This window comes from Streptomyces sp. NPDC006643 (assembly GCF_042870175.1).
Lineage (GTDB): Bacteria > Actinomycetota > Actinomycetes > Streptomycetales > Streptomycetaceae > Streptomyces.
Genome location: NZ_JBIAHA010000003.1, coordinates 141,229 through 154,772, shown reverse-complemented (window position 1 = coordinate 154,772; position 13,544 = coordinate 141,229). Strand labels below are relative to the sequence as shown.

The following is a 13,544-nucleotide window of genomic DNA, read 5'->3' as shown; positions in this document are numbered from 1 at the left end:
ACCGCCACGAGTTTTCCTCGTGGCGGTGCGGACGCGGGGCCTCAGGCCTCGACGGGGGCGGTCTCGTCCCGGACGATCAACGGCTGGATCTCGCGGGTGATCTTCGGTTCGACGAAGAACGAGGCGACCGGGATGCAGCCGGCGGCCAGCACCCACAGCAGCTTACCGAAGGGCCACTTCGCCTTGGAGCCCAGATCGAAGGCGAAGACGACGTAGACGATGAAGAGCAGACCGTGGATCTGGGAGATCACCATGGTGTCGCCGGTGTCGAAGCCGTACTTCAGCACGATGGCGACGGTGAAGACCAGCAGCCAGACGGCGGTGATGTACGCCATGACCCGGTAGCGGGTCAGGATGCTCTGTTTCATGGCCACGAGCGTAACGACCCGAAAAATCCCCCCGGGGGCCGGGGGTCGCTCAGCTCTCCTCGAAGTCCTGGGCGGAGACGCGCAGCGGGCGCAGCATCGCGAAGATCTCGGCGCACTCCTCCGCGTCGTACGCGCCGAGGCCGAACTCCATCGCCATCAGGTCGCGGGTCGCGGCCTCGACCACCTCGCGGCCCTTGTCGGTGATGGAGGCGAGGGTGCCGCGGCCGTCGTTGGGGTTGGGGCGCTTGTCGACAAGACCGGACCTGACCAGGCGGTCCACGGTGTTCGTGACCGAGGTCGGGTGGACCATCAGCCGCTCACCGATCTTGGACATGGGCAGCTCACCGGCCTTGGAGAAGGTGAGCAGCACCAGCGCCTCGTACCGGGCGAAGGTCAGTTCGTACGGCTTGACGACCGCGTCGACCTCGGCGAGCAGGATCTGGTGGGCCCGCATGATCGAGGTGATCGCGCCCATGGACGGTACGGGGCCCCAGCGCTGCTGCCAGAGCTCGTCGGCTCGGGCGATGGGATCGAAGGCAAGGCTGAGCGGCTTGGACACGTCATGGACCTTACCGAGTGCTTATCTGGCGGTCTGCCCCTACTCCCTTTTTCCGGGGTCGGTCCGGCGCACCTCGTACACGAGAAGCAGCGAGCAGACGGTCCCGATCACCCCCGCGCCGGCGACGACCTGGTGCACGGGCAGGAACTCGGCGGCGAGACCGGCCAGCGCCATGCCGAGCCCCTGGACGGTCATCAGCCCCGCGGTCATCAACGTCATGGCCCGGCCCCGGAGTTCGTCCGGGACGGCGGCCACGAACCACTGGTCGAGGCCGATGACGTACACGGCGCCGACGCCGGACAGCGCGAGGGCGACCAGGGCCAGGACCACGCCCGGTGTGGCCGCGTAGACGACCAGGGGCAGCAGCCCGACGGCGGCCGAGGGAAGCACGATCCGCGCGCGCGTGCGGGGGCCGAGGGCGGCGCCCGCGACGAGTTCGGCCGCGATGTGCCCGACCGGCATCGCGCACATCAGCAGGCCGAGCGCGGCGGGGCCCACCCCGATCTGGTCGGCGTACGGCGCCATGAGCGCCTCGGGCGCCACGACGAACATCGCGGGCACCCAGAACAGCAGCGTCAGCGCGCGGATCCGCCGGTCGGCGAGGACGAGCCGGGCGCCGTCGAGCGAGTCCCGCAGCAGATTCGCGCCGCCGTCCTCCTTGAGGAGGCGGGCCGGCCTGTCCTTCGTACCGAGGCGCAGCAGGGCGGCCGAGCAGAGGAAGGTGACGACGGTGAGCGAGATCGCCCCGCGCGGGGGCACGACGGTCAGGAGTACGCCCCCGACGGCGAACCCGGCGAGGAGCGCGCTCTGCGACACGATCCGCAGGAGGGAACGCCCGAGGACGTAGAGATCGCCCTCCCCGAGGATGTCGGTGAGCGCGGCCATCCGGGTCCCGGTGAACACGGGCGACACGGCGGCGACGGCGCACCGCAGCGCGAGCAGACCGGCGACGGGCGTCCCGGGCACCACCATCACGGCGACGCACCCGGCACAGACGAGATCACAGAGGACCAGCACCCGCCGGGCCGGATACCGGTCGGCGACTCCGGCGAGAAAGGTCCCGCCGAAGAGGTACGGCAGAAAGCCGAGCGCGAAGGTGAGGGCGCTGAGCAGGGGCGATCCCGTGAGGTCGTAGACGAGAACGGTGAGCGAGATCTCGGTGACGACGACCCCGAGAAGGGACAACAGATGCGCCGCGAACACGGCGCGGAATTCCTTGACGGCGAAGACCCCGCGATATCCGCGCGGCGCGGGGGCGGCGTGCGGGGGCGCGGCGTGCGGGGGCCGTGGCCCGTACGCCTCCGCCCCCGCGCGCGACCCATCGGCCTCGGCCCGCTCGGCGGCGCGCCCAGACGTGGAACGCGGCTCGTGCGTGTCCGGGTCGGCGGACCGGCCGGGGGCGAGCGCGGCGGGCGCGGCAGGCGGCACGTGTGCCACCTGCTGGGCGGGCCGCGGCCGACGAGCCGCAGCCGACGCCTCCCCCGCGCCGCTCGCGGCACCCGGGCCGGCGGGCGCGCCCGAAGGCAGGGTCGGTTGGCGGGCCTCGTCCGTGGGGCCGGTTCGCGGGCGGGATGGTTCGGTCGGCATGAGAGGCAGCCTCGTACCGACACCGGCGTGGCCCTAGACTTTCGGCGTCAGCCGAATCTTCCCCTGCCGGAGCGAGGGCCCCGTGGCGTTCCAGTTGCACTTCGGGGAGCGCGATCTGCTCCGCTGCCGGTTCGCGTTGTCGCCCCTGTGGGAGACGCAGGAAGCCGTCCGCACCCTCGCGCGGCCCGAGCGGCACGGGTATCACCTGCCGTGGCTGCGGCGGATCAGGGACGCCGCAGCCGGGCTCGATCTGCGGCCGTTGTGGCTGGTGATGCCGCGTGTGGGGCACAACCCGGACTTCTTCTGCCCGCCGCCCCGGAGCCCCGTCGTCACCTTCGCCGAGGAGATCGCGCTGGTGCGGGCCACTCCCCCGGAGATCGCCCGTCAGGACCTGGCGCTCGCGCTCGCCGAGACGCCCGGCGCCGCCGAGAGCGACCTCGGGCGCGGAATGCTGGCCGATCCGGCGCGGACCGTTCAGGAGATCGCCGGCCTGCTGGAGCAGGTGTGGGAGCGGCTGATCGAGCCCGACTGGCCCCGGCTGCGCGCGCTCGTCGAGGCCGACATCGCCTATCACTCGCGGCGTCTCGCCGAGGTCGGACTCGGGCGGCTGCTCGGTGAGTTGAGCCCCCGGCTCGTCTGGTCGGACTCCACGCTCAGCGTCGTGGGCACGCACGGTGAGTGGAGCCAGGACCTCGGCGGGCGCGGGCTGGTCCTCATGCCGAGCGTCTTCACCTGGCCCGAGATCATCGGCGGGCACGAGCCGCCGTGGCAGCCCGCCGTGATCTATCCGGCGCGCGGCATCGGCGGGCTGTGGACGGAGGCCGCCGACCGTACGCCGGACGCGCTGGCCCGGCTGCTCGGCCGGGTCCGGGCGGATGTCCTGTGCGCGCTCGACGAACCCGCCGGGACCACCGCGCTCGCGCACCGGCTGGGCCTCGCGCCCTCCTCGGTGTCCGCGCATCTGTCGGTGCTGCGCGACGCGGGGCTGCTGACGTCGCGGCGCCACTCGCACCAGGTGCTGTACGAGCGGACCCCGCTCGGCATCGCGCTGGCGGTGTCGTAGCACCGGAGAACGTGACCGTTATGTCACGATTGCCCAGTCCTGTGCTACTCCGGTCGTCAGCCGTTCAAGGGGGCTGGATGTCCAGCCGCACAACGCGCCTCGTCTCCGTCTCCCTCTGCGTCGCCACCGCTGCCGTGTTGGCACTCACCGGCTGCTCCGCCGGCGCCGGCCCCGCCGCCCGCGACGAGACCCGGGCCCCGGCCGTACGGGGCGAGGCCGCCCCCACCGCCGGGTCGCCGTTCTGGGTCGACCCGCAGAGCGACGCCGCGCGCCAGGTCGAGGAGTGGCAGTCGCAGGGCCGTACCGAAGACGCCAAGGTCCTCAAGCGGATCTCCGAGCGCCCCGTGGCCGACTGGCCCGCCGGTGACGACCCGGTGCCCGGGATCCGCAGGGCCGTGAAGGGCGCCGCCGGACAGCGCACGGTGGTCCTCGTCGCGTACAACATCCCGCACCGTGACTGCGGTCTCTACTCCGCCGGCGGCGCCCGTGACGGCCAGGCGTACCTCGACTGGATCGACTCCTTCGCGGACGCCATCGGCGACGCCCGCGCCCTGGTGATCCTGGAACCGGACGCCGTCTCCCATCTCGTGGACGGCTGCACCCCCGCCGAGCACCACGGGGAGCGCAGTCAGCTGCTCTCGGAGGCCATCGACCGGCTGAAGCGGCAGCCGGGCACCAAGGTCTATCTGGACGCGGGCAACCCGGCCTGGATCAAGGAGCCGTCGAAGATCGCCGAGCCGCTGCGCACCGCCGGTGTCGCCAGGGCGGACGGTTTCTCGCTCAACGTCTCCAACTTCCAGACGGACGAGGCCGTCAAGGCCTTCGGCACCCAGCTCTCCGGACTGCTCGACGGCGCCCACTTCACCGTCGACACCAGCCGCAACGGCGAGGGCCCCCTCCCCGGTGAGCGGGAGGAGGCCTGGTGCAACCCGCCGGGCAGGTCGCTCGGGACGCCGCCGACCGCCGAGACCGGTGACACCCTGGTCGACGCGTATCTGTGGATCAAGCGGCCCGGCGACTCGGACGGCCCCTGCCGGGGCGGCCCGTCCGCCGGTACGTGGTGGCCGGACTACGCCCTGGGACTCGCCCGCCGCGCCGGCGCGTAGAGCGCGCGAACGGCGTGGACTTCGCTCCTCAGGACTCGCCCTTCACCTGGATCCACTTCGCCTCCGACGACACCCCCGCCGTGTCCGTCACGAACAGCATGTACCAGCCCGGCGGCACCAGCGTCGGGTCCGACGGCACGTCCACCGTCACCGAACCGCCGCGCTTGGTGATCCCGAGGTCGATCGAGCGCTGCTCCACGTCCGTGCTGTGCGTGACGGCGCTCGGCCGCATCAGCCGCGCCTTCGCGATCCGGCCGGGGTTGTCCGTACGGAAGGTGGCCCGCCCGTTCTGGTCCAGCTCCGCGGGCCCCTCCCCCAGCACCGGCCGCCGCTTCGCGCGGTCGCCTTCCAAGGAGGGCGGCGTGTAGATCTCCACCCGCTGCTCGAACGTGCCGAGTTTGGTGTTGTCCGCGTCGTCAAAGAGCGGGTCGGAGCCGAACGTCGCCACCCGCCCGTCGGGCAGCAGCAGCGCCTCGGAGTGGTAGTTACGGCCCACGGTCGGGTCGGCCGCCTTGGTGAAGGAGTTGGTCTTCGGGTCGTAGAACTGCGCCTTGAGGATGTCGGACGCGCCGCGCCCCCGGTAGTCGGACGAACCGCCGCTCGTGAAGACCGTGTCGTCCGGCATGATCACGCTGCTCAGATAGCGCGTCCCCTGCGGCAGGTCCGGCCCGGCCCGGAAGGCCGGGCTGTCCTCCTTCAGGTCCACGATCGCCGTACGGGCCGTGGACTTGGACGACTCGCCGACCCCGCCGCCGCCCAAAACCATCACCTTCTGATCCTGCGCGGGCGGCAGCACCAGCGACGCCGAGGTCTCCGTCTCGTCGAGCCGGGTGAGTCCCTCGACCTTCGTGAAGATGTTCCGCTTCAGGTCCCACAGGCCCGGCTGCCGGCCGGCCGTGGCGGGGCCGTAGCCCGCGTTCGACCCCGAGTAGAAGACCTTGCCGCCCTTGGTGAGGAAGAGCGCGGGATACGTCGGGAAGTAGCGCGTCGGGCCCTTGGACCACTTCTTGGTCTTGGGGTCGTAGATCTCGTTGTCCCCGGTGAGCACCGCGCCGACGTCGTCCAGGCCCGAGACGGCGAGCACCCGGCCGTCCTGGAGGGTGACCAGCGTCGGGTACCAGCGGGCCTCCTTCATCGGGTCGACCGGTACGTACCGCTCCGCGACCGGGTCGAACTCGTACGCCGCCTTGATGCCCTGGAAGTCCTGCTTCTCCGTGGTCAGCTTCTGCGCCAGGCCGTAGTAGTTGTCCGCGTCCTTGCCCTTGAGGCCGACGATCTCGTACTGCGCGGCCTCCGTCGTCAGCGCCCGCGGCCCCTTGGACACGGCCTCCACGAAGACCCGGGCCTCGCCCGCCGTGACCTTGGTCTTCCAGGGCAGCATCCGGCCGCCCTTCGCGTAACTGATCTTGAAGTCCCGCTTCGCCTTGGGCACGGTGACGTCGAACTTGCTGACGTACTCGACACCCGACGGCGACCGGAAACGGGTGCCCTTCTTGAAGGTCCGCGCCCGGTCCGGGCTCTCGTTCTTCACCCGCATCCCGCCGCCCGCCCGCTCGACCTCGCCGTCGAGGACCTCGTAGCGCGCGGTGCCGCCCGCCACCAGCAGCCGCCCGTCGGGCAGTTGGGAGTGGCCGGAGCAGAAGAAGTCCTCGGGGGTGGGGATCTTCTTGTACGAGTTGTCCGCCGGGTCCCACAGGACCGTGTCGAAGGTGCCGGCGTCGAACTTCTCCTGGCTGTTGCCGGACCCGGCGATGAGCAGCACCTTGCCGGTGTGCAGCAGCGCGGCGTGGATCGCGTTGGTGCGGTACTCCTTCGGGACGTCCAGGACCTCCCAGGAGCCGTACCGCGCCTTGTAGCCGGGCTGCGCGATCTCGTACGCGTGGTACTTGTCCGTCGCGAAGGAGATGGCCGCCGGGGCGTTGAGCGACATCAGCACCACCACCGCCCCACCACCGAGCAGCGTCTTCTTGAACTTGTGCGAGGGCCGGTAGGCCATGACTCAGTTCCCTCCTGTCGTCGTCGTGGCGAGTGCGGGCTCCGGCTGCTCCGGCCCCTCCTCGGCGGCCGGCACCGGGACCGGCGCCCCGTCGCGGCGCCCGCGCAGCGTGGTCCAGCTCCAGATGGCGACCGGGGCGAGCGAGATGACCAGGGCCAGTACGGCCCAGGTGCGCATCGCGGCGTGGGTGTGGCCGAAGTACACGGACGCGGCGAGCGACGCCGTCAGCACGGCGGCCCAGAAGAGATGCAGGCGGAACGTCATGGGCCGGTCGGCACTGGTCTCCCCGCCCTTGGGGGTGACCACGAACCGGCCCCTGGTGCGCAGCACCGCCGAGCCGAGCGACTTGAGATAGATCGGCGCGCAGAGCGCCGACATGGCCATGCCGGCGATCCCGCCGGAGCCGCGGGGTTCGTGCGGGGAGACGTTGTGGCGCCGGTTCCAGAGGTAGAGGCCGATCTGGAGGGCCGCGGCGTCGCTGTAGAGCATGAGCCACAGCGAGGACGACACCTGGGTGCCGGAGGCGCCGAGCCAGAGGAACAGGACACAGCTGAGGATGCCGAGCAGCCAGTTGATCGCGGTCATCGGGTAGTACACGAGCATCAGCGTGTAACTGAGGAGCCGACCGGGCGGCACCCGGAACAGCGTCTTGCCGTACTGCTTGATGACCGTCTCGTACGTGCCCCGCGACCAGCGCAGCTGCTGGGTGAAGAAGTCGGTCCAGGAGGAGGGGCCCTCGCCGACGGCGAGGACGTCGGGCGTGTAGACGGACCGCCAGAAGCGACCGGTCAGCGGGTTCTTCCTGCGGTGCAGTTCGAAGCCGGTGGCCATGTCCTCGGTGATGGAGTCGTAGAGGCCGCCGACCTGCTTGAGTGCGGTGATGCGTACGGCGTTGTTGGTGCCGACGAACATGGGCGCGTGGTAGCGGTTGCCGGCCCGCTGGATCAGCGCGTGGAAGAGGAACTGCTGGGACTCCGCCGCCTTGGTGACCGCCGTGTCGTAGTTGCCGTACACCTGCGGTCCGACGACGAAGGCGACGTCCGGGTCGCGGAAGAAGCCCAGCATCCTCTCCAGGAAGTTGGGCAGCGGTACGTGGTCGGTGTCGACGGAGGCGAAGAAGTCGTAGTCGTCGCCGTACATCGCGAGCCAGGCGTTGTAGTTGCCGTGCTTGGTCCGGGCCTTATGGACGCCCTTCTTCCGGTTCCACTCGGGGACACCGAGGCGGCTGAAGTGACGCACCCCCAGCTCCCGGCAGAGCCGCCGGGCGGACGGGTCGTCGCCCTCGTCGAGAAGCCAGACGTCGAGGGGGCCGCGGTGGCGCAGGCGTGACGCTCCTTCGAGGGTGGCCCGCAGCATGGCGAGCGGTTCCTTGCCGGGGACGTACGTGGTGAGGAAGGCGACGCGGGTGCCGACCTCGGCGACGACCGGGACGGGGTCCCTGGCGACGAGCGTCGCGTGCGCGATGGAGGCGACGTTGACGAGCATGAAGAAGGCGATGAGCCCGATCGACACGAGCATCACGGTGTCGAAGACGACCAGCCAGCGGGCGCCGCCCTCGCGCTCGGTCCAGTGGGTGGGCCAGACCAGATAGACGAGCAGCGCCCCGGAGAGCAGCGGGGCCATGACCATCAGCAGCACGGCCCGCACACGGTGGGGCTCCTGGGCGAGCAGACTCCGGTACCGCACCCGGTAGGCGGCCGTCCGGTCCGGCTCCGTCAGCGGACCGGCGAGAACGCTGTGGGTGTCGTAGTCGTAGCCGTCCGGCCGCACGGTGCCTCCAGCAACTCCAGCGATTCAGCGAGGTCGATATCCTCAGAAAACGGGATATCCGACGGCGTGTCGACTGGAGACGTCCGTGCGGGTGGCGGTAAGGAGCACCGACCCACCGCCGCCCACGCCGAATCTGACGGCGGGCCGGGGGGCGCGGACCGGCGTCCGGGTGAGGGGACTTGACGGGGGGCCAGAGTCACGGGGCGTCCGGGGGGCGGACTCCGGCGCGGGACGGGGCCGCTGCGGGCCCGACGGCGCCTGACGGCGGGACAGGGCCGCCCGGCGCGGGACGGGGCCACGCGGGCCGGACGGCCGACAAGCGGGGGCAGGTCCGTCGCGGCTGGCTTGGCGGCGCCTGACGGCGGGACAGGGGCGCCCGGGGCGGGACGGGGCCACCATCGGACAGCCGCGGCGCGGCGGCCGGACGGGACGTCGCGCGTGGGCGGCCCGCAGGCGGCGACGTTGTGGACGACAGGCGGGGCGGCGGGCACCGACGGGAGAACGGCTGGACGGAAAAACGGCACCACGGGGCGGCTCCGTCGCACCGCCGTGCCGTTAACGCCCGGACGGGACGTCGCGCGTGGGCGGCCCGCAGGCGACGACGTTGTGGACGACAGGCGGGGCGGCCAGGCGGTCGTCGGGCTTCCCGCGCAGCGGGGCCGGGGCGACCGCGCGGGAGCCGGCCCCGGCATCAGGCCGACAGGTGCCTCTCCAGGGTTTCCACCTTCGTGTGGAGGCCGTCCGTGACGCCCGGGCGGATGTCCGCCTTCAGGACCAGGGAGACCCGTGGCGCGCGAGCCTCCACCGCGGCGACCGCGCGCTTGACCACGGCCATCACCTCGTCCCACTCACCTTCCACGGAGGTGAACATCGCGTCGGTGTGGTTCGGCAGACCGGATTCGCGTACGACGCGGACGGCGTCGGCCACGTACTCGCCCACGTCCTCGCCAACGCCCAGCGGTGTGATGGAGAAGGCGACGATCATGCGCTGACCGTGCCCTCGCGGCGGGCGCGGGACGCGATGACCTCGTCCTCGGCCTCGCGCTTGAGCTTGCGCTCGGCGAAGAAGCCGCCGGCCGGCAGGACCGACAGCACGAAGTACAGCGCGGCGGTGCCGAGCGGCCACTTCACGCGCCGCCAGGCGTCCAGCCAGAAGATCACGTACAGGACGAAGAGCAGCCCGTGGATCGCGCCCATCACCGGCACGGCGTTGAAGTCCGTCGTGCGCTTGAGCACGGAGCAGACGAGCAGCAGCAGGAACGACACGGCCTCCGGCGCCGATACCAGGCGGAGACGGTGGAGGGATGAGGCGGTCTTGATGTCCACGAGGCAGGCACCTTCGTCGTCGGGGCGTCGGGGGGCGTCACGATCGCCGTGCCCGTGATCATCTTGTGAACGCGTGCACAAGCGGGCTCCCATTGTGGCATCAGGCTTTGCCCGCTTTTTATCCGGGTCCGGCTATCTTCGGCCTGTGGCTCAGTTCCGACTCCAAGGCAGCAAGGTGCTCGCCGTCGACATGGCGGGCGACTCCGTGCGGGCGAAGAACGGCTCGATGGTCGCCTACGACGGCCGGATGGCGTTCAAGAAGTTGTCCGGTGGCGGTGAGGGCGTACGCGGCATGGTGACCCGGCGCCTCACCGGCGAACAGATGGTCATGATGGAGGTGAAGGGCGAGGGCACCTGCTTCTTCGCGGACCGCGCGAGCGAGATCACGCTCGTCGCGCTGCACGGCGACAAGCTGTACGTGGAGTCGAGCAACCTGCTCTGCACCGACGGCGGGCTGCGCACCGGCACCAGCTTCACCGGACTGCGCGGCGGCGCGAGCGGCAACGGGCTGTTCACGACGACCGTCGAGGGCACGGGCCAGGCGGCGATCATGTCGGACGGCTCGGCCGTGGTGCTGCGGGTCACCCCCCAGTACCCCCTCTCCGTCGACCCCGGCGCGTACGTCGCCCACCAGGGCAACCTCCAGCAGCACCTCCAGTCCGGGGTGAACTTCCGCACGATCATGGGCGAGGGCGGCGGCGAGGCCTTCCAGATGCGCTTCGAGGGCGACGGACTCGTCTACGTCCAGCCGAGCGAGCGCAACACCGTCGGGGGCGATGTCTGATGCCGTTCCGGGAGATCAACTCGAAGGTCGTCGAGGCGTCGGTGGCGCCCGGCCAGAAGATGTTCAGCCAGCGTGGCGCGATGCTCGCCTACCGGGGCGACGTCACCTTCACCCCGAACACGGCGGGCGGCCAGGGCGGTCTGGTGTCGATGATCGGCCGGCGCGTGGCGGGCGAGGCGACCCCGCTGATGACGGTCGAGGGAAGCGGCACCGTGATGTTCGGCCACGGCGGGCACCACATCCAGGTGATCGGGCTGACCGGCGACACCCTCTACGTGGAGGCGGACCGGCTGCTCGCGTTCGACGGGACGCTGGAGCAGGGCACGATGTTCATGGGCGCGCAGGGCGGTGTGATGGGCATGGTGCGCGGCCAGGTGACGGGCCAGGGCCTGTTCACCACGACCCTCAAGGGCCACGGCTCGGTCGCGGTGATGGCGCACGGCGGGATCATCGAGCTGCCGATCACCCAGGGTCGTACGGTCCATGTCGACCCGCAGGCGTACGTGGCCCACCACGGCGACGTACGGAACAAGCTGTCCACCGCCGTCGGCTGGCGCGACATGGTGGGCCGGGGCTCGGGCGAGGCGTTCCAGCTGGAGCTGAGCGGCAACGGTGCGGTGTACGTCCAGGCGTCGGAGGAGAAGCTGTGAGCACGCCGGTGATTCATGACCCGATGACGCTGCCGAGCGACGACAACGTCAACGCGTACACCTTCTGTGTGGAGCTGAAGGGGGGCCAGTGGTTCCTCCAGAAGGGCAAGATGATCGCCTACTACGGGCGCATCGACTTCAACGGGATCGGGCACGGCCGGCTCGACCGGCTGGTGCGCAGCAGCTTCCACTCGCCGCTGCACGCGGCCGACTGGGTGGTGGCGGAGGGCAGCGGCAAGATGCTGCTCGCCGACCGCGCGTTCGACGTCAACTCCTTCGACCTGGAGGACGGGAATCTGACCGTCCGGTCCGGGAATCTGCTGGCGTACGAGCCGTCCCTGGCGCTCAAGCAGTCGATCGTGCCGGGCTTTCTGACCCTCATCGGTACGGGGAAGTTCGTGGCCGCGTCGAACGGTCCGGTGGTCTTCATGGAGCCGCCGATCCGGGTCGATCCGCAGGCCCTGGTGGGCTGGGCGGACTGCCCGTCGCCGTGCCACCACTACGACCACGCCTATATGACCGGCGTGATGGGCGGGCTGCGGGCGATGACCGGGATGGGCGGTTCCTCGGGCGAGGAGCACCAGTTCGAGTTCGTCGGGGCGGGCACGGTGCTGCTCCAGTCGAGCGAGGCCCTGATGGCCGAGACGGCACGCGGCGTGGTGCCGGGCGAACCGGGCGTCCCTGGCGGCACCCCGGGCGGCCCCCGCCCCGCGGGCCAGCCGAGCGGCGTACCCCGGATGCCGGGACAACTGGGCGACCTCCAGCGACGCTTCGGGCTTTGAATCCTCCCCTCCCGCCCGGGAGAGGGTTTCCTCGCCTTGCAGGGTTGACCGGGGATTTCTGACTCACGCCGCCAGAGGGGGCTGCGCCCCGCCTGGTCTTCCGCGATCGGCGCCAGCCGGGTTGAGACCAGCCCGGACCAGCATCACGCGCGCGGAGTTCTTGTCCCGGGGAGAGACGGCTCCGCACGCGGTGCAGGCATAGGTTCGTTCCGAGAGAGGTAGTGCGTGCTTGGTTCTCGCTCCGCACTGTGCGCAGTCCATCGTGGTGTGAGCGGGGTGTACCAGGTGTACGGCGCGCCCGTGTTTGCGGGCCATTTCGACCAGGGCCGTCTTCGTCGCGCTGATCGCCGCGTCGGCGGCTTTGCGTGCCATGGTCGACCTCGCGAGGAACTTCGGGCGGAAGTCCTCGACCGCGATGGCGTCGTGGTCACGGACCACGGACTTGGCCCACTTGCGGCCGGTGTCCTGCCGCTGCCGGGCGACCTTCTTGTGCAGCTTCGCCGCCAGCCTCCTCGCCCGGCGGTACCCCTTCGAACCGGCCTGCCCCTTCCGCGGCTTCCTGCGGGCCATCATCCGCTGGTACCCGGACAGCCTGGCTGCGGCCTTCCCGCCGTACCCGGAGTGCGGCAGGTCGTGGGCGTCGCTGGTGGTGGTCGCCGTCTCCCTCACTCCCCAGTCGACACCGATCACCGCACCCGTCGCGGGCAACGGCTCGACGGTGGCGGGCACGACGAACGAGCAGTACCAGTGGCCGATACTGTCCTGGTGGACACGCACACTGGACGGGTCGCCCGGCAGGTCCCGCGACCACACCACCGTCAGCACGATGCCGCCCGCCAAGTGCAGCTTGCCGTCCTCCAACCGGAAACCACGACGGGTGTAGTTCAGGCTCGGCCGCGCCTCACGCTTCTTCTTGAACTTCGGCATCCCGGCCCGCCGCCGCACCGGCAGCCGCGCCTTGATGTCTCTCTGCGCCTTGGTACGGGACTTTCCGAAGTCCCGGACGATCTGCTGCTGCACCACCGAACTGCCGCCACGCAGCCAGCTGTTCCTGCTGCGGGCCTCGGTCAGCATCCTGTCCAGCCGCGCCGGACCGCACGTCCGCTCGTCCGAACCCTCGGGTCGGTGCTTGTTCCACTCGTGCGTCTGCTTCGACTTGGCACAGCACTCGTTCCAGATCCACCGACAGCGGTCCCACTCCCCCAGCAGCGCTGCGATCGAGGTCGAGGACACACGAAGCCGGAAAGTCCATCGGGCGTGCCCGGCGCCTTCGGCTGTCCGCCCTGTCGTCATGGGCCGATTTCAGCAGCACGCACTCACGTCGCTCACGAGTTCCCAGCAGAGCCACACGATCGACTGGATGCCCAAACTCACGTGCGGACTCACGGGCCCTCGATGAACCCGGTTCCTTCCGCCCTACGGCACGGAGCATCCCCGGAGGCACTCCGTGAACGGCAGCCTGCAGAGTGTAACCTCGAACGCGTGCACCCTTCCCAGTGCCGGACCTTCCCGCGACGGGCCCTCCTGTGCCCGGGGTCACACTCGCCGACTTC

The 13,544-nt window shown here is 70.8% G+C and carries 13 protein-coding genes; 5 read left to right on the top strand and 8 right to left on the bottom strand.

Annotation, left to right across the window (positions count from 1 at the left end):
- Positions 1–41: 41 nt before the first annotated feature.
- Genes ACFYNU_RS05685 through ACFYNU_RS05675 form a run of 3 tightly spaced genes read right to left on the bottom strand, consistent with a single transcriptional unit; the run spans position 42 to position 2,514 of the window.
- Positions 42–368, bottom strand: coding sequence for a DUF3817 domain-containing protein (locus tag ACFYNU_RS05685; RefSeq protein ID WP_356588177.1), 327 nt, complete (start codon positions 366–368; stop codon positions 42–44).
- Between the two features lie 49 nt (positions 369–417).
- Entirely contained in the window at positions 418–927 is a 510-nt protein-coding gene (locus ACFYNU_RS05680) for a MarR family transcriptional regulator (protein ID WP_356588179.1), read from the bottom strand.
- Positions 928–966: 39 nt separating this feature from the next.
- A complete protein-coding gene (locus ACFYNU_RS05675) occupies positions 967–2,514 on the bottom strand; it encodes an MFS transporter (protein WP_388765214.1) in 1,548 nt (515 codons plus the stop codon).
- 82 nt (positions 2,515–2,596) lie between these two features.
- Between ACFYNU_RS05675 and ACFYNU_RS05670 the strand changes: the two genes are divergently transcribed.
- On the top strand, positions 2,597–3,577 hold the full coding sequence (locus ACFYNU_RS05670; protein WP_356588183.1) for a DUF5937 family protein: 981 nt from the start codon (positions 2,597–2,599) through the stop codon (positions 3,575–3,577).
- Positions 3,578–3,654: 77 nt separating this feature from the next.
- Positions 3,655–4,683 carry a glycoside hydrolase family 6 protein gene (locus ACFYNU_RS05665; RefSeq protein ID WP_356588185.1) on the top strand — a complete coding sequence of 343 codons (1,029 nt, stop codon included), beginning with the start codon at positions 3,655–3,657 and terminating at the stop codon, positions 4,681–4,683.
- A gap of 28 nt (positions 4,684–4,711) precedes the next feature.
- Here ACFYNU_RS05665 and ACFYNU_RS05660 read toward each other — a convergent pair whose 3' ends face one another.
- The 4 genes from ACFYNU_RS05660 to ACFYNU_RS05645 form a co-directional block, all read right to left on the bottom strand.
- The gene (locus tag ACFYNU_RS05660; RefSeq protein WP_356588187.1) at positions 4,712–6,679 is read right to left on the bottom strand and encodes a galactose oxidase-like domain-containing protein; all 1,968 of its coding nucleotides are present in this window, start codon (positions 6,677–6,679) and stop codon (positions 4,712–4,714) included.
- 3 nt (positions 6,680–6,682) lie between these two features.
- Entirely contained in the window at positions 6,683–8,449 is a 1,767-nt protein-coding gene (locus ACFYNU_RS05655; protein ID WP_356588189.1) for a cellulose synthase catalytic subunit, read from the bottom strand.
- A 691-nt stretch (positions 8,450–9,140) separates the two neighbouring features.
- Positions 9,141–9,434: an MTH1187 family thiamine-binding protein gene (locus tag ACFYNU_RS05650; protein WP_356588191.1), complete on the bottom strand. Its 294-nt coding sequence runs from the start codon at positions 9,432–9,434 to the stop codon at positions 9,141–9,143.
- On the bottom strand, positions 9,431–9,775 hold the full coding sequence (locus ACFYNU_RS05645; RefSeq protein ID WP_356588193.1) for a DUF3817 domain-containing protein: 345 nt from the start codon (positions 9,773–9,775) through the stop codon (positions 9,431–9,433). The genes ACFYNU_RS05650 and ACFYNU_RS05645 overlap by 4 nt, the downstream gene beginning before the upstream one ends.
- A 145-nt stretch (positions 9,776–9,920) precedes the next feature.
- On the opposite strand from ACFYNU_RS05645, the gene ACFYNU_RS05640 reads away from it, so the two are divergent.
- The 3 genes from ACFYNU_RS05640 to ACFYNU_RS05630 are packed head-to-tail and all read left to right on the top strand — an operon-like array spanning position 9,921 to position 11,991.
- The gene (locus ACFYNU_RS05640) at positions 9,921–10,559 is read left to right on the top strand and encodes an AIM24 family protein (protein WP_356588195.1); all 639 of its coding nucleotides are present in this window, start codon (positions 9,921–9,923) and stop codon (positions 10,557–10,559) included.
- Positions 10,559–11,209, top strand: coding sequence for an AIM24 family protein (locus ACFYNU_RS05635; protein WP_356588197.1), 651 nt, complete (start codon positions 10,559–10,561; stop codon positions 11,207–11,209). The genes ACFYNU_RS05640 and ACFYNU_RS05635 overlap by 1 nt, the downstream gene beginning before the upstream one ends.
- Before the next feature lie 23 nt (positions 11,210–11,232).
- Positions 11,233–11,991: an AIM24 family protein gene (locus ACFYNU_RS05630; protein WP_356588256.1), complete on the top strand. Its 759-nt coding sequence runs from the start codon at positions 11,233–11,235 to the stop codon at positions 11,989–11,991.
- 63 nt (positions 11,992–12,054) lie between these two features.
- Here ACFYNU_RS05630 and ACFYNU_RS05625 read toward each other — a convergent pair whose 3' ends face one another.
- Entirely contained in the window at positions 12,055–13,284 is a 1,230-nt protein-coding gene (locus ACFYNU_RS05625) for a transposase (RefSeq protein WP_356588199.1), read from the bottom strand.
- Positions 13,285–13,544 lie beyond the last annotated feature (260 nt).

What these genes read in the sequence shown, in the direction of transcription:
- ACFYNU_RS05660 (WP_356588187.1), bottom strand. Translation starts at nt 6,679, where the DNA reads ATGGCCTACCGGCCCTCGCACAAGTTCAAGAAGACGCTGCTCGGTGGT.
- ACFYNU_RS05675 (WP_388765214.1), bottom strand. Translation starts at nt 2,514, where the DNA reads ATGCCGACCGAACCATCCCGCCCGCGAACCGGCCCCACGGACGAGGCC.
- ACFYNU_RS05665 (WP_356588185.1), top strand. Translation starts at nt 3,655, where the DNA reads ATGTCCAGCCGCACAACGCGCCTCGTCTCCGTCTCCCTCTGCGTCGCC.
- ACFYNU_RS05625 (WP_356588199.1), bottom strand. Translation starts at nt 13,284, where the DNA reads ATGACGACAGGGCGGACAGCCGAAGGCGCCGGGCACGCCCGATGGACT.
- ACFYNU_RS05630 (WP_356588256.1), top strand. Translation starts at nt 11,233, where the DNA reads ATGACGCTGCCGAGCGACGACAACGTCAACGCGTACACCTTCTGTGTG.
- ACFYNU_RS05685 (WP_356588177.1), bottom strand. Translation starts at nt 368, where the DNA reads ATGAAACAGAGCATCCTGACCCGCTACCGGGTCATGGCGTACATCACC.
- ACFYNU_RS05650 (WP_356588191.1), bottom strand. Translation starts at nt 9,434, where the DNA reads ATGATCGTCGCCTTCTCCATCACACCGCTGGGCGTTGGCGAGGACGTG.
- ACFYNU_RS05635 (WP_356588197.1), top strand. Translation starts at nt 10,559, where the DNA reads ATGCCGTTCCGGGAGATCAACTCGAAGGTCGTCGAGGCGTCGGTGGCG.